Genomic DNA, 17,097 nt, shown 5'->3' with positions numbered 1-17,097 from the left:
TGCGGGGCTCAGTGCACCGCGGAGAGTTCCCGGTCGAGCCGGTCGGCCGGCACGGCGCCGGGCAGGCGGCGACCGTCGGCGAGGAACACCGTGGGCGTGCCGTCCACGTTCATGGCATGACCGAGCGCGAGGTTCTTGTCGATCGCGGCGGTGTCGCAGGTGCCGGCGGCGGTCGGCGCCTGATGGTTCTGCATCCACGATTCCCAGGCCTTCGCGCGATCGGCCGAGCACCAGATCGACTTCGACTTGACGGCCGAGTCCGGCGACAGCACCGGGTACAGGAACGTGTAGACCGTGACGTTATCGATCGACTTCAGCGAGGTTTCGAGCTGCTTGCAGTACGGGCAGTTCGGATCGGAGAACACGGCCATCTTGCGCGAGCCGTTGCCGCGCACGACCTTCACGGCATTCGCGAACGGCAGGCTCGCGAAGTCGATGCGGTTGGTTTCCGACAGCCGCGCTTCGGTCAGATTCTTGCGGGTCTTCGCGTCGACCATGTCGCCGAGCATCAGGTAGTCGCCGTTGGCGTCGCTATAGATGATCTGCGTGCCGAGGTTGACTTCGTACAGCCCGGCGATCGGCGACTTCGTGATGCTCTTGATCGTCACGTCGTTCAGGCGCGTTTGCAGCGTCGCCTTGAGCTTGTCGGTGGTCTGGTCGGCCTGGGCCGAGCAGCCGAGCGTGGCGGCGGCGATCGCGAGTGCGGCGGCGGCCATGCGGAAGGTCGTTTTCATGCTGGAGTCCTGAGTTCAGTCGCGCATCGAGCGCATTTTTTCACGTTCCGGCTGCGCTTTTCAGGCGCACATTGGGTCAGACCGCAAGGCGGCGATCCGCTCATGATACCCGCCCCGACCGCCGCTTATCGGCCATCGGCCATCGGTTCTCCGCACGGCGGCGGCCCCGCGCGCCGTGCCTCATCCGAGCGCGGCCGACACGAGCCAGCGCTTGACGAACGGCTGGGCACCGACGAACGCCATGCCCGTATTGCGCACGACCCGCGCGAGCGGGCCCGGTATCGAGAAGAGTTTTTGCAGACCGTCGGTGGCGATCATCAGCGCGCGGATATCTTCGCGGCGCGAGCGTTCGTAGCGGCGCAGCAGCACCATGTCGCCGAGGTCGCGAAACGCTTCCTTGCCGGCAACCGTGCTCGCGAGCGCCGCGACGTCGCGCAGGCCGAGGTTCATGCCCTGCCCCGCGAGCGGGTGGATCAGATGCGCGGCATCGCCGACCAGCGCGACGCGCGGCGCGACGAGCCGGTCCACGGTTTGCAGCGCGAGCGGGAAGCCTTGCGCGGGCGTCACGCAGTCGAGCGCGCCGAACTGGCCGCCGCTCACCTGCTCCACTTCGGCGGCGAGCCGCTCGGGATCGAGCGCAAGCAGCTGCTCCGCGTGCCCGGTACGCGCCGACCAGACCAGCGACACATGGCCGTCCGGCATCGGCAGCAGCGCGATGATCTCCCCATCGCGGAACCATTGGTAGGCGGTTTCGCCGTGCGGCTTCGCGGCCTTGAAATTGGCGACCACGCCGGTCTGCTTGTAGTCGCGCCGCACCATCTTCGAGCCGATCTGCGCGCGCACCCACGAATGCGCGCCGTCCGCGCCGACCACGAGGTCGGCTTCGAGCACGCTGCCGTTGGCGAGGCCGACGCTCGCGCTGTCGGCGCTGAAATCGAGCGCCTGCGCGCGCGTGTCGATCCACGTGAGATTGGGCTGGAAGCGCAGCGCGGCGTCGAGCGCGCGCTCGATCACCGACGACTCGACGATCCACGCCAGTTGCGGCACCGAAGCCTGGAACGCGGAGAAGTGCAGCTCGGCGTGCGCGTCGCCGTACACGCGCATGTCGTAGACGGGCCCGAGCCGCGCCGGGTCGAGCGCCTGCCAGACCCGCAGCCGTTCGAGCAGGGCCTGCGAACTCGACGACAACGCGTAGACCCGCGAGTCGAAGGCCGCGCCGGCAGGTGGCGCCGCGCAAGGCTGCGCGAGCAGCGCGACGCGCAGCCCGCCTTGCGTGAGCGCGAGCGCCGCGGTCTTGCCGACGAGCCCGCCGCCGATCACGGCGGCATCAAAGGTCTGGTGGTGTGCGTTCATGCGCGCATTATAGCCGCGGGGTTGCGGGCCTTCCGCCCCCATCGGACCCGCTCGGCCCTAGTGCGGCGCGCTCGCCGCAAGCGCCGCGTTGGCCTCGCGGATGCGCATGAAATCCGGATCGGACGACAGGATGCGCCACGCGGCCGCTTCGAGCTGGGCCTTGCGATCGCGTTGATCGCCGCGCACCGCGCAGTCGGGGAACACGCGGTCGTACACGTGCCAGAGCGAATCGAAGTCATTCCTGTCGGCGAACTGCGCGATGCTTGCCCGATCTTCCTGACTCAGGCGGCCCGTCAGGCATTCGATCGTCTGCCGGTCCGTGGTGGCCTGGGCTTCGTCGAAATTCGGCGAGACCCATGTCGCGACCCCGCCCACGATCAGCGCCACGACGACGCCGGTTCCGACCCATCCGATGATTCGCACGTTCTTCCCCCGAAAAGTGGGCTCTGACGGCCCTGATTTAACGATTTTACAGTGGATATGACGAAATGCATCACAGCGGAAAGCCCATCCGGACGGGTTACAATTGCGCTTTCCGTGAAAACTCGCACCCAATCGTCGAGCCAACGCCCCGATTCGGTGACTTGTCCGCTCCGCTGAGCCTGCCGCGCCACGCCCCGCGCGAAGGCTTGCCGAATCCGCGCACAGCGTCGAGCGCCTCACGCAACCTACTGATTCACTGAAGGATTTCCATGAGCCTCAAATGCGGCATCGTCGGCTTGCCTAACGTCGGCAAGTCCACCCTGTTCAACGCGCTGACCAAGGCAGGCATCGCCGCCGAAAACTATCCGTTCTGTACGATCGAGCCGAACGTCGGCGTGGTCGAAGTGCCGGACGCGCGCCTGAAGGCGCTCGCCGAAATCGTCAAGCCCGAGCGCATTCTGCCGGCCGTGGTCGAATTCGTCGACATCGCCGGTCTCGTGGCCGGTGCGAGCAAGGGCGAAGGGCTCGGCAACCAGTTCCTCGCGAACATCCGCGAAACCGACGCGATCACGCACGTGGTGCGCTGCTTCGAGGACGACAACGTGATTCACGTCGCGAACAAGGTCGATCCGCTGTCGGACATCGAAGTCATCAACACCGAACTCGCGCTCGCCGACCTCGGCACCGTCGAAAAGGCGCTCGCGCGCTACTCGAAGGCGGCCAAGTCGGGCAACGACAAGGAAGCGGTCAAGCTCGCCGCGGTGCTCGAGAAGGTCCGCGTGCAGCTCGACCAGGCCAAGCCGGTCCGCGCGCTCGCCCTGACCGACGAGGAACAGGCCACGCTCAAGCCGTTCTGCCTGATCACCGCGAAGCCGACCATGTACGTTGCCAACGTGAAGGAAAACGGCTTCGAGAACAATCCGCACCTCGACGCGGTCACGAAGTTCGCCGCGGCCGAAGGCGCGCCGGTCGTGGCCGTGTGCGCGGCGGTCGAAGCGGAAATCGCCGACCTCGACGAAGCCGACATGGAAGTGTTCCTCGCCGACATGGGCATGGAAGAGCCGGGCCTGAACCGCGTGATCCGCGCGGGCTTCAAGCTGCTCGGCCTGCAAACCTACTTCACGGCCGGCGTGAAGGAAGTGCGCGCGTGGACAATCCATATCGGCGATACGGCGCCGAAGGCGGCCGGCGCGATCCACACTGACTTCGAACGCGGCTTCATCCGCGCGCAGACGATCGGCTTCGACGACTACATCGCCTACAAGGGCGAGCAAGGCGCGAAGGAAGCCGGCAAGATGCGCGCGGAAGGCAAGGAGTACGTCGTGCATGATGGGGACGTGATGAACTTTTTGTTCAACGTCTAAGCCACTTCACGCGCAGCATAAGCACCTGCGACTGCAATCAGGTCCGTGTCGAATCTCGGAACAGTCGCCCCTAACAGTCGCAGGGCATCACATATAATCACCAGCCGCTAAGAAATCGTTCGTTCGATCCTCGCTTTCCATGACCAAGAATATTGCAGACAACCCGGCGCATAGGCTGCACGAGATTCTGAAACAGTGCAAAGAAACCGCGGCCGGGGAAAATTGCCGGTCAGTGTGGCGAAGAATTCTCAGGACCGAGGATGAAGGCGAACTGCTTGCTCGCATCGCGAAACTACTCTACCTCTCGCGAGAGGTCGTTGATATCGTCAACGATTCGTTTTCGAAGCATCTGCAATCCATCCAGACGCTTCACCTGCAACTGAAGACGGGCATCACCCAGCAGAATCTGAACGGGCAGTGGGCCAGCTTCATTTCGCACGTACACGACCATTCGATAGTGTCTCTCGGATTCACCGCATCGTTGCTGGAGGAGCGGGAGAAGCTTCAGGCAGTTGACATCAGCAGCCTTAGCGATCAGCGAGACAAGCTGGTGGAGCTCCGCAAGGAAATTGTCTCGTCCAATGAACTACCGGACGACGTCAAGCTCACTATCGTCCGTTACCTGGGCCGCTTGATTGAGTGCCTGGACGAATATTTCATCACGGGTATATTTCCTGTGCTTGACGCAACGAACACCGCCATCGGCAACGTTGCATTTGATGAGGCCTACGGTCGAGTCCTGCAAGACACCGCACTGGGGCAGAAAGTCGCGAGCGCGTTGGCCAATGTGGCGAACTCCGTGACAATCGCCACCGGCATGTTGCAACTGGCAGAGCCTGTCGCACACCTGCTAAAACTGCTTCCTGGCAATAGCTAGAATGCGAGCGCGCAAAGCACGCGCGCTTTTCCATCGCGGCATGAGCTTTCCGAAAAGCCTGCTCCAAAGCCCGCCCCAAGCGGGCTTTTTCATTGCCGCCGCCTTTCGCCGCATCCCCCATCCCCCGCCCACCACCTCGCCCCGCCTGTTTCCGTTTCCTGACAGCCGGTGTTACATTGCGGCTTCCGGCCCCCGCCAGAAGCGCTTCCACGCCGCCTGGCCGCCGACGCCGGAATGTCATCGAAGCCAAATAGAATCGCGCGATTCGCGTCCGCGCCCGTCCGCATACCGTCATGGAATCGGAGTCAGCGTTAAAGCGCTGACCCCGATCGACACAGGAGACAAATCGATGAATTGCAAGCCGTTGATCCGTTCACTTTCCGTCGCCGCCGTATTGAGCGTCGGCCTCAGCCAGGCGGCCCACGCCGCGACCGAAATCCAGTTCTGGCATGCCATGGAAGCCGCGCTGGGCGAACGTCTGAACGACATCGCGAACGACTTCAACAAATCTCAGAGCGACTACAAGATCGTGCCCGTCTTCAAGGGCTCCTACGACCAGACCCTCGCCGCCGGCATCGCCGCCTATCGCAGCGGCAACGCGCCGGCCATCCTGCAGGTCTACGAAGTCGGCACCGCGACGATGATGCAGGCGAAGAAAGCCATCGTCCCGGTCACGCAGGTCTTCAAGGACGCCGGCGTGCCGCTCGACCAGAAAGCCTTCGTGCCGACCATCGCGAGCTATTACAGCGACTCGAAAACCGGCGAGCTGATCTCGATGCCGTTCAACAGCTCGACGCCGGTGCTCTACTACAACAAGGATGCATTCAAGAAGGCCGGGCTCGATCCGAACCAGCCGCCGAAGACCTGGACCGAACTGCACGCCGACGCGCAGAAGCTGAAGGCCTCGGGCATGTCGTGCGGCTATTCGTCGGGCTGGCAAAGCTGGATTCAGCTCGAGAACTACAGCGCGTGGCATGCGGCGCCGTTCGCGTCGAAGAACAACGGCTTCGACGGCATGGACGCGCAGCTCGAATTCAACAAGCCGCTGCAGGTCGCGCACATCCAGTTCCTGCAGAACATGGCGAAGGACGGCTCGTTCACCTATGTCGGCCGCAAGGACGAACCCGTGTCGAAGTTCTATAGCGGCGACTGCGGCATCATTACGAACTCGTCGGGCTCGCTCGCCACGATCAAGAAATACGCGAAGTTCAACTTCGGCACCGGCATGATGCCGTACGACGAGAGCGTGAAGGGCGCGCCGCAGAACGCGATCATCGGCGGGGCGAGCCTGTGGGTGCTGTCGGGCAAGGACCCGGCCGTCTACAAGGGCGTCGCGAAGTTCCTCGCGTATCTGGCCACACCGCAAGTCGCCGCGAAGTGGCATCAGGACACCGGCTATCTGCCGATCACCACCGCCGCCTACGATCTGACGCGCCAGCAGGGCTTCTACGAGAAGAACCCCGGCAGCGACACCGCGATCCGCCAGATGATGAACAAGCCGCCGCTGCCGTTCACGAAGGGCCTGCGTCTGGGCAACATGCCGCAGATCCGCACCGTGATCGACGAGGAACTCGAACAGGTGTGGGCAGGCAAGAAGACGCCGCAACAGGCGCTCGACTCGTCCGTCGCGCGCGGCGACGATCTGCTGCGCCGCTTCGAAAAGGCCGGCAACTAGACCGGGCATCGCCCGCGGGCGGGTTGCGATGCCGCTGCGCCGCAACCCGCCGCCATTGCAGCCCCCTTGGGAATCCCGATGGAAAAGCGCTCTTACTTCGGCACCAGCGCGCTGCCCTACCTGCTCGTCGCGCCGCAGCTGCTCATCACGCTGGTGTTCTTCCTGTGGCCCGCAGGCGTTGCGCTCTGGCAATCGACGCAAAGCCAGGACGCGTTCGGCACGTCGAGCGAGTTCGTCGGCCTCGCGAACTTCAAACAGCTTTTCGCCGATCCGCTGTATCTGGCCTCGTTCAACACGACGATCGTGTTCTGCACGCTCGTCACCGTGTCGGGCCTCGTGATCTCGCTGCTGCTCGCGGTCTGCGCCGATCGCGTGACGCGCGGCAAAAAGGCCTATCAGACGCTGCTGATCTGGCCGTACGCGGTCGCGCCCGCGATCGCCGCGGTGCTGTGGTCGTTCCTGTTCAACCCGAGCATCGGCCTCGTCACCTATGCGCTCGCGAAATACGGCGTCGTGTGGAATCACGCGCTCAATCCCGGCCAGGCGATGTTCCTCGTCGTGCTCGCCTCGGTGTGGCAGCAGGTCAGCTATAACTTCCTGTTCTTCTACGCGGGCCTGCAGGCGATTCCGCGCTCGCTGATCGAAGCGGCCGCGATCGACGGCGCCGGTCCCGTGCGGCGCTTCTTCGGCATCGCGTTGCCGCTGCTGTCGCCGACCACGTTCTTTCTGCTCGTCATCAACATCACCTACGCGTTCTTCGACACTTTCCCCGTGATCGACGCGGCGACCGGCGGCGGCCCCGGCCAGGCGACTCGCACGCTGATCTACAAGATCTTCGCCGAAGGCTTCCAGGGGCTCGACATCGGCAGCTCGGGCGCGCAGTCGGTCGTGCTGATGGTCATCGTCGTGGCGCTGACCGTCGTGCAATTCCGCTTCATCGAACGCAGGGTTCAATACTCATGATCGAGAACCGCCGCGGTTTCGACCTGTTCTGCCACGCGGTGCTGATCGTCGGCGTCGTGCTGGTGGTGTTTCCGGTCTACGTCGCGTTCTGCGCGGCGACCATGAGCGAGCACGAAGTGTTCACGGTGCCGCTATCGCTCGTGCCGAGCACGCATCTGTTCGAGAACATCGTCACGATCTGGACGCAGGGCACCGGCAACGCGGCCGCGCCGTTCAACCGCATGCTGCTCAACAGCCTCGTGATGGCGCTCGTGATCGCGATCGGCAAGATCGCCGTGTCGATGATCTCCGCGTACGCGATCGTCTATTTCCGCTTTCCGTTTCGCACTGCCGCGTTCTGGCTGATTTTCGTCACGCTGATGCTGCCGGTCGAAGTGCGCATTTTCCCGACCGTGCAGGTCGTGTCGTCGATGCATCTGAGCAATACGTACACCGGCCTGACGCTGCCGCTGATCGCCTCGGCCACCGCGACGTTCCTGTTCCGCCAGTTCTTCAAGACGCTGCCGGACGAGCTGATGGAAGCCGCGCGCATCGACGGCGCGGGCGCGCTGCGTTTCTTCTGGGACGTTGTGCTGCCGCTGTCGCGCACCACGATGGCCGCGCTCTTCGTGATCACCTTCATCTACGGCTGGAACCAGTATCTGTGGCCGATCCTGATCACGAGCCAGCAGTCGCTGATGACCGCCGTGGTCGGCATCAAGGGCATGATCGCCTCGGGCGATACCGCGACCGAATGGCATCTGGTGATGACGGCCACGCTGCTCGCGATGCTGCCGCCGCTCGTCGTCGTGCTGACGATGCAGCGCTGGTTCGTGCGCGGCCTCGTCGATTCGGAGAAGTGATCGACACGGCGCGGCACGGCGGGCCGCGCCGCGAGGCGTCGTTATGCGCCGCATAGAAAAACCCCCGCGCGCCGCCCGTCGAACGGCGCAGAAAGGCAACGCGCGGCAAGCAACTCAAAGGCTGGAACAGCATGGCTGCACTGACTCTGCAAGGCGTGAAGAAAACCTACGACGGCAAACAGTTCGTGTTGCACGGCATCGACGTCGACGTGGCCGACGGCGAATTCGTCGTGATGGTCGGCCCGTCCGGCTGCGGCAAATCGACGTTGCTGCGCATGGTCGCGGGGCTCGAGCGCATCTCCGACGGCCGCATTTCGATCGCCGGCAAGGTCGTCAACGAACTGGAGCCAAAGGACCGCAACATCGCGATGGTGTTCCAGAACTACGCGCTCTATCCGCATATGAGCGTGGCCGAGAACATGGGCTATGCGCTGAAGATCGCCGGCGTCGATCGCGCACAGATCGCGAAGCGCGTCGAAGCCGCCGCGCAGATTCTCGAACTCGGCGCGCTGCTGCAACGCAAGCCGCGCGAACTGTCGGGCGGGCAACGGCAGCGCGTCGCGATGGGCCGCGCGATCGTGCGCGAGCCGGCCGTGTTTCTGTTCGACGAGCCGCTGTCGAATCTCGACGCGCGTCTGCGTGTGCAGATGCGCCTCGAAATCCAGCGTCTGCACGCGCGGCTCAAGACCACGAGCCTGTACGTGACGCACGATCAGATCGAAGCGATGACGCTGGCGCAGCGCGTGATCGTGATGAACAAGGGCCACGCCGAGCAGATCGGCGCGCCGACCGAGGTCTACGAGCGGCCGGCCACGGTGTTCGTCGCGAGCTTTATCGGCTCGCCGGGGATGAACCTGCTCGACGGCCGCGTCTCCGACGACGGCGCGACCTTCGAGGTCGCCGGCAACGGTCCGAAGCTGCCGCTCGCGGGCGTGCCGTCGATCGGCCGCGAAGTCGCGGCGGGCCTCGAATGGACGCTCGGCATTCGCCCCGAGCACATGAGCCCGGGTACGGCCGACGCGCCGACCGCGCCGCTCACGGTCGAATCCTGCGAACTGCTCGGCGCGGACAATCTCGCGCACGGCCGTTGGGGCAAGCACGACGTGACTGCGCGGCTGCCGCATGCGCATCGTCCGGCAGCGGGCGAGACGCTGCAGGTCGTGCTGCCCGCGCAGCATCTGCACTTCTTCGATCCGCAGACCGGACGGCGCGCGAACTGAGCGATGTCGGGATGCCATGACGGCGTCCAGCGGCTCGCGCCGCAGCCGGAACAAAGAACGAACAACAACGCATCACCACGCTTCGGGGAATCATGAAAAGCCTCGCCCTCCGGGCCCTCCGCCCGTATGCGGTGATTGCCGCTGCGCTGCTGTTGAGCGCAGCGCAGGCATTCGCCTACGTCGCGCCGGGCACGAATCCCGACGAATCGAACCTCAGCAACCACCACACCTATACGAATCGCGACGGCAACACCGTGCATGCGCCGGTCCGTTCGCTATCGGGCAGGGCGCCCGAAGGCGCGACCGCGCGTTGCCGCGACGGCAGCTACAGTTTCAGCCAGCATCGCAGAGGCACCTGCTCGCGGCACGGCGGCGTCGCGCAATGGCTCTGAGAATCGGCGGAACGGCGCGCGAGAGGGTGTACAAGACGCTGCCCGGCCCGCCGCGCGAACCGGTCTGCCACTGGAATTCCCGCTGCCTTGCCAGCCCCGCCGCGAAGTACAATGCCACCTGAACCACACGCCGCGCGCGGCAGCGTCGTCCGAGTCCGGCGCCGCGCCGGCCGGCGCCGGGTGTTCCGCCCGGCCCTCACACCGATTACCCATCCACCCTCGACTGCCCGCCCCTCGCGCGGCCGGCGTCGTTAACGTCTACTGCAAGCAAATGGCCCAATACGTTTTCACCATGAACCGGGTCGGCAAGATCGTGCCGCCCAAGCGCCAGATCCTCAAGGACATCTCGCTGTCGTTCTTTCCCGGCGCGAAGATCGGCCTGCTCGGCCTGAACGGCTCGGGCAAGTCGACGCTGATCCGCATCATGGCCGGCGTCGACACCGAGATCGAGGGCGAAGCCACGCCGATGCCGAACCTGAACATCGGCTACCTGCCGCAGGAGCCGCAGCTCGATCCGCAGAAGACCGTGCGTGAAGCGGTCGAGGAAGGTCTCGGCGACGTCTTCAACGCGCAGAAGAAGCTCGACGAAATCTACGCGGCCTACGCCGAGCCGGATGCCGACTTCGACGCGCTCGCCGCCGAGCAGGCGAAGTACGAGGCGATTCTCGCGACGAGCGACGGCAGCGCCGAGCAGCAGATCGAAATCGCCGCCGACGCGCTGCGCCTGCCCGCGTGGGACGCGAAGATCGAACATCTGTCGGGCGGCGAAAAGCGCCGCGTCGCGCTGTGCAAGCTGCTGCTCGAAAAGCCGGACATGCTGCTGCTCGACGAGCCGACCAACCACCTCGACGCGGAATCGGTCGAATGGCTCGAGCAGTTCCTCACGCGCTTCCCGGGCACCGTGGTCGCCGTCACCCACGACCGCTACTTCCTCGACAACGCCGCCGAGTGGATTCTCGAACTCGACCGCGGCCACGGCATTCCGTGGAAGGGCAACTACAGCAGCTGGCTCGATCAGAAGGAAGCGCGCCTGAAGCAGGAAGAAGCGTCGGAATCGGCGCGTCAGAAGGCGATCAAGAAGGAACTCGAATGGGTGCGCCAGAACCCGAAGGGCCGTCAGGCGAAGTCGAAGGCGCGTATTGCCCGCTTCGAGGAACTGAACAGCCAGGAATACCAGAAGCGCAACGAGACGCAGGAAATCTTCATTCCGGTCGGCGACCGTCTCGGCAATGAAGTGATCGAGTTCAAGAACGTCAGCAAGTCGTATGGCGACCGACTGCTGCTCGATAACGTCAGCTTCAAGATTCCGGCCGGCGCGATCGTCGGCATCATTGGGCCGAACGGCGCCGGCAAGTCGACGCTGTTCCGCATGCTGACGGGCCGTGAGCAGCCGGATTCGGGCGAGATCGTCCAGGGCCCGACCGTCAAGCTCGCCTACGTGGACCAGAGCCGCGACGCGCTCGACGGCTCGAAGACCGTGTTCGAGGAAATCTCGGGCGGCGCCGACGTGCTGACGGTCGGCCGCTACGAAACGCCGTCGCGCGCGTATATCGGCCGCTTCAACTTCAAGGGCGGCGACCAGCAGAAGGTCGTCGGCAATCTGTCGGGCGGCGAGCGCGGCCGTCTGCATCTGGCGAAGACGCTGATCGCGGGCGGCAACGTGCTGCTGCTCGACGAACCGTCGAACGACCTCGACGTCGAAACGCTGCGCGCGCTCGAAGACGCGCTGCTCGAATTCGCGGGCTCGGTGCTCGTGATCTCGCACGACCGCTGGTTCCTCGACCGCATCGCGACGCACATCCTCGCGTTCGAAGGCGATTCGCAAATCACCTTCTTCGACGGCAACTACCAGGAGTACGAAGCGGACAAGCGCGCGCGCCTCGGCGAAGAAGCCGCGCGGCCGAAGCGTCTGCGCTACAAGCCGATCTCGCGCTGAGCGGACGGCGGGTGGGTGAGGTGACGTGACGTGAGGTGACGCGGCGTGGCATGGCTCGTCCGGCGAACGCCGGATAGGGTTGCCGACGCGGCACGGGCATTGCTGGCACAGGTGCGGTGACGGCGATCGTTCGCCAAGTCGGCGTGATACCGGCATCACGCCGGTTCATGCGGGGCTCATGCCGCATGACGCCGGCACCACGCCAGTTGCCCGCGCCCCGGTCCATGCGCCCAGCGTGCGCATGGACCGTTCACAGCCATACCGCGCCGCGCGGTGACGAGGAGACAAACATGGCGATGTCGAAGGGCAAGCGCTGGATCGTCATCGTAGGCGGCACGCTGCTGGCATTGATGCTCGTCGCAATCGGCGTGCTGCTGTTCGCGCAACAGGAAGTCAGAACTCGCGTCAACGCGGCGCTCGGCCCGCTCGGCAGCGTCGAACGCATCGACGTCGGCCTCACCTCGGTTCACCTCTCCCACGTTCTGCTGAAGGCACCGCCCGGCTGGCCCGCCGGCGAGCCGCTGCGCGCCGACGACATCACCATCACGCCCGATCTGCGCGATCTGCTCGCGCGGCGCATGCATATCCGCGAAGTGGTCGTGCGCGGCTTCGACCTCGCCGTGCTGCGCACGAAGGACGGCTCGCTCAGGCTACTGCCGAATCTGCGCGAATCGCTGAACCGTGGCAATCCACCCGGCAACGGCGCCGGGCCGTCGACTCCGCGCGAGAAGCAGGTCGATCACATCCGCTTCGAGCAGGGCAACTTCCATTTCTACGACATGACCGTCGGGCCGCCACCGTTCAGAGTGACGGTCAGCAACGCCCATGCGAGCGTCGACAATCTGCATCTGCCGTCGCTCAACGAGCCGACCAGCGTGAGCGTGCGGGGCTCGCTCAAAGGTCCGGTGCATACGGGCACGGTCACGTTCGACGGCTGGATCAGGATCGCAAGCCGCGATTCGCAGACCACGAGCAGGCTGCAAGGCGTCGATATCGCGCTGCTCGATCCGTATCTGCTGAAGAAGGCCGGCGCGCGTGCCCAGGTGACGGGCGGCACGATCGACCTGACGGTGGAATCGACGGTGCGCGACTATCGCCTGCATGCGCCCGGCAGCGTGACGGTGCGCAATCTGCAACTCGCGGAAAGCGACAATCCGCTCGACACCTTCATGTCGATTCCGACGCGCGCCGCCGTCGCCGCGCTGAAGTCGCACAACGGCAACGTCTCGCTGCATTTCGTGCTCGATGGCGATTTGCGCGATCCGAAGTTCTCGGTGCGCGAAGGCCTGCTCGCGCGCATCGGCGCCGGGTTCGCGCAGGCCCTCGGCGTGAGCGTCGAGGGTGTCGCGAAAGGCGCGGGCGAGACCGTAAAGGGGCTCGGGAATGCGTTGAAGAACCTGTTGGGGCAGTAGGCCCGCACGTCCGGCTCAGACCGGCAGCCCCAGCCCGCGCAGCTTCGCGCCGGTTTGCGCGGCGCTCGTGTGATGCACGCCGTGCCAGCCGAGCGCGCTCGCGGCTTCGGCGTTCTTGAGGTTGTCGTCGATAAAGACCAGTTCGGCGGGTTCGATGCCGGGCAGTTGCGCGTCGATGCGCCGGCGCATTTCCGCGAAGATTGCCGGGTCGGGCTTCACGAGCTTCACCCGCCCCGACACGACGATGTCGCGAAACCGCCGCAGCACCGGGTAGTGCTCCCATGCGTACGGAAAAGTCTCGGCCGACCAGTTGGTGAGGCCGAAGAGCGGCACGTTGGCGGCTTCGAGCGTTTCCATCAGCGCGACGCCGTCTGCGAGCACGCCCGCCACCATCTCGTGCCAGCGCTCGTAGAACGCGCGGATCAGCGGCGCGTGGCCGGGAAACCTGGCGATCAGTTCAGCCGTCGCCTCGGCGATCGGCTGGCCGCCGTCCTGGCGAATCACCCAGTCCATCGAGCAGACGTGCGTGAGAAACCAGCGGCGCTCGGCTTCGTCGGGAATCAGTTCGCGGTACAGATACTCGGGACTCCAGTCGATCAGCACACCGCCAAAATCGAACACCACTGCCTTGATCGCCATGCAGGCTCCTCGCTCGGGTCTTGCTTGAGTCTTGCTCGGGTCTCGCTACGTTCAGATCGGCTGCGTGCGCAGTTCGAGCCACGCTTTCGCGTCGCCCGTCACATGCGGCGACAGGCGCGCGCGCACCGTCTCGTGATACGCGTTGAGCCACGCGCGCTCGTCGTCGCGCAGCAGCGCGAGTTCGATGCAGCGCGTGTCGATCGGGCACAGCGTCAGCGTTTCGAACTTGAGGAAATCGCCGAATTCGGTTTTTTCGGCGGCCACGTTCAGCACAAGATTTTCGATCCGCACGCCCCACTTGCCCGACCGGTAGAGACCCGGCTCGTTCGACGTAATCATGCCCTCTTCCATCGCGGTCCACGGCTCGGCGGGCGCGTAGTGCGAGATCACCTGCGGACCTTCGTGCACGTTCAGGAAATAGCCGACGCCGTGGCCAGTGCCGTGGCCGTAGTCCGCACCCGCTTCCCAGATCGGCGCGCGCGCGATCGCGTCGAGCATCGGCGAGCGGATGCCGCGCGGGAATTGTGCGCGCGACAACGCGATCATGCCTTTGAGCACGATCGTGAAATCGCGCCGCTGTGCCTCGCTCGGCGTGCCGATCGGCACCACGCGCGTGATGTCGGTCGTGCCGCTCAGGTACTGGCCACCCGAGTCGATCAGCAGCAGGCCGTCGCCCTCGATCACCGCGTGCGACGCCTCGGTCGCGCGATAGTGCGGCATCGCGCCGTTCGCGTTGAAACCGGCGATCGTCGAAAAGCTCAGCGACACGAAACCGGGACGGCGCGCGCGGGCGGCCGTCAGGCGTTCGTCGATGGTCAGCTCGGTGATGCGCTCGCGGCCCAATGCGCTTTCGAACCACGCGAAAAATTCGGCGAGCGCGGCGCCGTCCTGTTCCATCGTCGCGCGTACGTGGGCGGCATCGGCGGCGGTCTTGCACGACTTCAGGAACGTGGACGGGTTGACCGCCTCGACCACCGTCACCGACGACGGCACCGCCTGCAGCGAGCCGTACGTGATGCGGCGCGGGTCGATCAGCAGCGTGCTGCCGGCCGGCAGCACGGCGAGCGCGGCCGCGGCATTCGCATAGGGCTCGACGCCGATGCCGTCGCGCGCGAGCACCTCGGCGAGCGCCGGCGAAACCTTGCCGTCGGCGATGAACAGCGACACGCGATCCGTGCCGATCAGCGCATGCGCGACGAACACCGGGTTGTAGCTGACGTCGGCGCCGCGCAGATTCAGCAGCCACGCGAGATCGTCGAGCGTCGAGATGAAGTGCCACTGCGCGCCTTTGTCGGCCATCGCGCGGCGCACCTGCGCGAGCTTCTCCGCGCGCGCGACGCCCGCTTGCGGCGCGGCGTGCTCGAACACGGCGTCGGCCGGCAGCGACGGACGCTGCGCCCAGATCGCGTCGAACAGATCGGCGTCGGTGCGCAGTTGCACGCCCCGCGCGCTCAGCGCCGCGCTCAACGCGCGCGCCGCGGCCACGCCGAGCACCGCGCCGTCCACGCCGACCGTGCCGCCGCTCGCGACGTTCTGCGCAAGCCATTCGAAATGCGGCGAGGTCTGCTGGCCGCCCGTCATCTTCATCAGCTCGACGCCGGTGCCGGCCAGTTGCGCGCTCGCCTGCTCCCAGTAGCGGCTGTCGGTCCAGACGCCCGCGAAATCAGCAGTCACGATCAGCGTGCCGGCCGAACCGGTGAAGCCCGACAGCCACTGGCGGCCCTGCCAGCGCCCCGGCAGATATTCGGACAGGTGCGGGTCCGCGGACGGCACGAGGTAAGCGGCGAGGCCTTCGCGCGCCATCGCGGCGCGCAGGCTCGCAAGGCGCTCGGGAATGGAAGAGGTTTCTGGGAGTCGAGCGTTCATGGTGTTACCTGCAAAGATTCATCGATGGATTGATCGGCGCGGCTATGGGTGCGTTCATCGACGCGTTCATCGGCGCACTCGTCAGCACATTCATCGGCGGCGGGTCCGGTCCGCAAAGAGGCCGACCGTCACGCCGACGGCAATGAGCGCAACGGCGGTGCACACCGGCCATTCGAGCATATCGCCGTCATGGAAGAAGCCTGTCACGTTGCCGGCCATGCGCGCGACGCTCGTGCCGAGCACGCCGGCCAGCAGCGCGATCCACCAGCGGACACGGCTCGAGCGGCGCAGCGGATGCAGCCACCAGCCCGCGAGGCCGACCGCCACGCCTAACACGAGGATACCTGGCCAACCCATCAGGAATAGGCTCCTGAACGGAATTCCCAATGAGTTTCCAGATGACCTTCGAAACAGTCTTCGAAGCGAGCGTCAAACCGAGCTTCAAAGCGGTCTTCAAAATGGGCCTGAAGGCGGCCTTCCTGGCGGGACAAAATTATTTTCGGATTTATCTGATAGGCGAAAGTAGCTGGCAAAGCTAGCATTTTTGCCTCGTTAACTATAGAAGTTCAGCACGGCGCTTTCCGCATAGCGGTTGAGTTTAGGGGTCGGGGTTTGGTTAGGCAAGTTGTCAGCGTGACGAAAAAATCGGACTCCCCGCCGCTGCCAGGCTGACGCCGCGCCATGCGCATCGCCCTTATCGAACCGGACGTGCAACACGCCAAACTGGTCGACCGGCTCATCTTCGCCGGCGGCCATGTGTGCCAGCACTTCACCACCAGCGCCAAGTTCCTGCAGCGCGCCCGCGACGAATACTTCGACCTTCTGATCACCGAAAGCTGGGCCGGCGACCATTGCGCCGAGGACGTGATCCCGCGCGCACGCTCGATCCTGCCGGGCCTGCCCATCATGATGATGATCACCGAGCCGCGCGAAAGCCAGATCGTCGCCGCGCTGCACGCCGGCGCCGACGACTGCCTGAGCAAGCCGGTGCGCGGCCCCGAAATGCTGGCGCGCGTCGAGGCGCTGCAACGCCGCGCGGGCCTGCGGCGGCCGGCGAACCGGCGGCGCAACGTCATCGGCGGCTATGCGTTCGACGCCGCCAGCTTTACCGTGACCTTCCGCGATCTGAGCGTCATCCTGACGCCCAAGGAATTCCGTCTCGCCCTGCTGCTGTTCAGCAACCTCGCGCGCCCGGTGCCGCGCGCGCACATCCTCGAAACCGTGTGGACACGGAGCCGCGACGTCAAGTCGCGCACCGTCGACACGCATGCGTCGCGGGTACGCACCAAGCTGCAGTTGCGCCCCGAACTGGGCTATTCGCTGGTGCCGGTCTATGGTTACGGCTACCAGCTCGACCCGGTTCCGCTGGAAAACGCGGCCGACGCGGGCTGACGCATGCGG

Annotated in this window: 17 protein-coding genes; 11 read left to right on the top strand and 6 right to left on the bottom strand. The window is 65.4% G+C overall.

Features of this window, described 5'->3' with window-relative positions; all coding sequences use genetic code 11:
- Positions 1 to 8: 8 nt before the first annotated feature.
- The 3 genes from G3N58_RS19215 to G3N58_RS19205 all read right to left on the bottom strand — a co-directional run bounded on the left by G3N58_RS19215 (position 9) and on the right by G3N58_RS19205 (position 2,510).
- Entirely contained in the window at positions 9 to 734 is a 726-nt protein-coding gene (locus tag G3N58_RS19215; RefSeq protein ID WP_167045769.1) for a DsbC family protein, read from the bottom strand.
- 180 nt (positions 735 to 914) lie between these two features.
- Complete coding sequence (locus G3N58_RS19210) at positions 915 to 2,087, bottom strand: UbiH/UbiF family hydroxylase (RefSeq protein WP_167284163.1); 1,173 nt, start codon at positions 2,085 to 2,087, stop codon at positions 915 to 917.
- Positions 2,088 to 2,144: 57 nt separating this feature from the next.
- A complete protein-coding gene (locus tag G3N58_RS19205) occupies positions 2,145 to 2,510 on the bottom strand; it encodes a hypothetical protein (RefSeq protein WP_345889900.1) in 366 nt (121 codons plus the stop codon).
- Positions 2,511 to 2,779: 269 nt separating this feature from the next.
- Between G3N58_RS19205 and ychF the strand changes: the two genes are divergently transcribed.
- The 9 genes from ychF (at position 2,780) to G3N58_RS19160 (ending at position 13,191) form a co-directional block, all read left to right on the top strand.
- Positions 2,780 to 3,874, top strand: a complete 1,095-nt coding sequence (gene ychF / locus G3N58_RS19200) for a redox-regulated ATPase YchF (protein ID WP_167284162.1) — start codon at positions 2,780 to 2,782, stop codon at positions 3,872 to 3,874.
- A gap of 139 nt (positions 3,875 to 4,013) precedes the next feature.
- Positions 4,014 to 4,751 (top strand): hypothetical protein, encoded by a 738-nt coding sequence (locus G3N58_RS19195; RefSeq protein WP_167045761.1) that lies wholly within the window; start codon positions 4,014 to 4,016, stop codon positions 4,749 to 4,751.
- A 349-nt stretch (positions 4,752 to 5,100) separates the two neighbouring features.
- Positions 5,101 to 6,426, top strand: coding sequence for a sn-glycerol-3-phosphate ABC transporter substrate-binding protein UgpB (ugpB, locus tag G3N58_RS19190; protein ID WP_205999941.1), 1,326 nt, complete (start codon positions 5,101 to 5,103; stop codon positions 6,424 to 6,426).
- Positions 6,427 to 6,504: 78 nt separating this feature from the next.
- The gene (gene ugpA, locus G3N58_RS19185; protein WP_167045755.1) at positions 6,505 to 7,389 is read left to right on the top strand and encodes a sn-glycerol-3-phosphate ABC transporter permease UgpA; all 885 of its coding nucleotides are present in this window, start codon (positions 6,505 to 6,507) and stop codon (positions 7,387 to 7,389) included.
- A complete protein-coding gene (ugpE, locus tag G3N58_RS19180) occupies positions 7,386 to 8,231 on the top strand; it encodes a sn-glycerol-3-phosphate ABC transporter permease UgpE (protein WP_205999940.1) in 846 nt (281 codons plus the stop codon). Before ugpA ends, ugpE begins: the two co-directional genes overlap by 4 nt.
- Before the next feature lie 131 nt (positions 8,232 to 8,362).
- Entirely contained in the window at positions 8,363 to 9,451 is a 1,089-nt protein-coding gene (locus G3N58_RS19175) for a sn-glycerol-3-phosphate import ATP-binding protein UgpC (RefSeq protein WP_205999939.1), read from the top strand.
- A 92-nt stretch (positions 9,452 to 9,543) separates the two neighbouring features.
- On the top strand, positions 9,544 to 9,843 hold the full coding sequence (locus tag G3N58_RS19170; protein WP_205999938.1) for a DUF3761 domain-containing protein: 300 nt from the start codon (positions 9,544 to 9,546) through the stop codon (positions 9,841 to 9,843).
- A 271-nt stretch (positions 9,844 to 10,114) separates the two neighbouring features.
- A complete protein-coding gene (gene ettA, locus G3N58_RS19165) occupies positions 10,115 to 11,779 on the top strand; it encodes an energy-dependent translational throttle protein EttA (protein WP_167045743.1) in 1,665 nt (554 codons plus the stop codon).
- Positions 11,780 to 12,069: 290 nt separating this feature from the next.
- On the top strand, positions 12,070 to 13,191 hold the full coding sequence (locus tag G3N58_RS19160; protein WP_205999937.1) for a DUF748 domain-containing protein: 1,122 nt from the start codon (positions 12,070 to 12,072) through the stop codon (positions 13,189 to 13,191).
- Positions 13,192 to 13,206: 15 nt separating this feature from the next.
- Here the strand turns inward: G3N58_RS19160 and G3N58_RS19155 are convergent, their stop codons facing one another.
- The 3 genes from G3N58_RS19155 to G3N58_RS19145 all read right to left on the bottom strand — a co-directional run bounded on the left by G3N58_RS19155 (position 13,207) and on the right by G3N58_RS19145 (position 16,053).
- Positions 13,207 to 13,830: an HAD family phosphatase gene (locus tag G3N58_RS19155; protein WP_205999936.1), complete on the bottom strand. Its 624-nt coding sequence runs from the start codon at positions 13,828 to 13,830 to the stop codon at positions 13,207 to 13,209.
- Between the two features lie 51 nt (positions 13,831 to 13,881).
- The gene (locus G3N58_RS19150; RefSeq protein WP_205999935.1) at positions 13,882 to 15,696 is read right to left on the bottom strand and encodes an aminopeptidase P family protein; all 1,815 of its coding nucleotides are present in this window, start codon (positions 15,694 to 15,696) and stop codon (positions 13,882 to 13,884) included.
- Between the two features lie 90 nt (positions 15,697 to 15,786).
- Positions 15,787 to 16,053, bottom strand: coding sequence for a hypothetical protein (locus G3N58_RS19145; protein WP_167284153.1), 267 nt, complete (start codon positions 16,051 to 16,053; stop codon positions 15,787 to 15,789).
- 29 nt (positions 16,054 to 16,082) lie between these two features.
- Here G3N58_RS19145 and G3N58_RS19140 point away from each other — a divergent pair, with 29 nt between their 5' ends.
- Entirely contained in the window at positions 16,083 to 16,235 is a 153-nt protein-coding gene (locus tag G3N58_RS19140) for a hypothetical protein (RefSeq protein WP_205988947.1), read from the top strand.
- 142 nt (positions 16,236 to 16,377) lie between these two features.
- Positions 16,378 to 17,088 carry a response regulator transcription factor gene (locus tag G3N58_RS19135; protein ID WP_167045725.1) on the top strand — a complete coding sequence of 237 codons (711 nt, stop codon included), beginning with the start codon at positions 16,378 to 16,380 and terminating at the stop codon, positions 17,086 to 17,088.
- The last annotated feature ends 9 nt before the right edge of the window (positions 17,089 to 17,097 follow it).

Source organism: Paraburkholderia sp. Ac-20342, assembly GCF_017104985.1.
Lineage (GTDB): Bacteria > Pseudomonadota > Gammaproteobacteria > Burkholderiales > Burkholderiaceae > Paraburkholderia.
The sequence above is the reverse complement of the archived record's forward strand: the minus strand, read 5'-3'. Positions and strand labels throughout refer to the sequence as shown.

Coding starts and splice junctions, on each gene's coding strand:
- G3N58_RS19215 (WP_167045769.1), bottom strand. CDS start 734: ATGAAAACGACCTTCCGCATGGCCGCCGCCGCACTCGCGATCGCCGCC.
- G3N58_RS19210 (WP_167284163.1), bottom strand. CDS start 2,087: ATGAACGCACACCACCAGACCTTTGATGCCGCCGTGATCGGCGGCGGG.
- ychF (WP_167284162.1), top strand. CDS start 2,780: ATGAGCCTCAAATGCGGCATCGTCGGCTTGCCTAACGTCGGCAAGTCC.
- G3N58_RS19195 (WP_167045761.1), top strand. CDS start 4,014: ATGACCAAGAATATTGCAGACAACCCGGCGCATAGGCTGCACGAGATT.
- ugpB (WP_205999941.1), top strand. CDS start 5,101: ATGAATTGCAAGCCGTTGATCCGTTCACTTTCCGTCGCCGCCGTATTG.
- ugpA (WP_167045755.1), top strand. CDS start 6,505: ATGGAAAAGCGCTCTTACTTCGGCACCAGCGCGCTGCCCTACCTGCTC.
- ugpE (WP_205999940.1), top strand. CDS start 7,386: ATGATCGAGAACCGCCGCGGTTTCGACCTGTTCTGCCACGCGGTGCTG.
- G3N58_RS19175 (WP_205999939.1), top strand. CDS start 8,363: ATGGCTGCACTGACTCTGCAAGGCGTGAAGAAAACCTACGACGGCAAA.
- G3N58_RS19170 (WP_205999938.1), top strand. CDS start 9,544: ATGAAAAGCCTCGCCCTCCGGGCCCTCCGCCCGTATGCGGTGATTGCC.
- ettA (WP_167045743.1), top strand. CDS start 10,115: ATGGCCCAATACGTTTTCACCATGAACCGGGTCGGCAAGATCGTGCCG.
- G3N58_RS19160 (WP_205999937.1), top strand. CDS start 12,070: ATGGCGATGTCGAAGGGCAAGCGCTGGATCGTCATCGTAGGCGGCACG.
- G3N58_RS19155 (WP_205999936.1), bottom strand. CDS start 13,830: ATGGCGATCAAGGCAGTGGTGTTCGATTTTGGCGGTGTGCTGATCGAC.
- G3N58_RS19150 (WP_205999935.1), bottom strand. CDS start 15,696: ATGAACGCTCGACTCCCAGAAACCTCTTCCATTCCCGAGCGCCTTGCG.
- G3N58_RS19145 (WP_167284153.1), bottom strand. CDS start 16,053: ATGGGTTGGCCAGGTATCCTCGTGTTAGGCGTGGCGGTCGGCCTCGCG.
- G3N58_RS19140 (WP_205988947.1), top strand. CDS start 16,083: ATGAGTTTCCAGATGACCTTCGAAACAGTCTTCGAAGCGAGCGTCAAA.
- G3N58_RS19135 (WP_167045725.1), top strand. CDS start 16,378: ATGCGCATCGCCCTTATCGAACCGGACGTGCAACACGCCAAACTGGTC.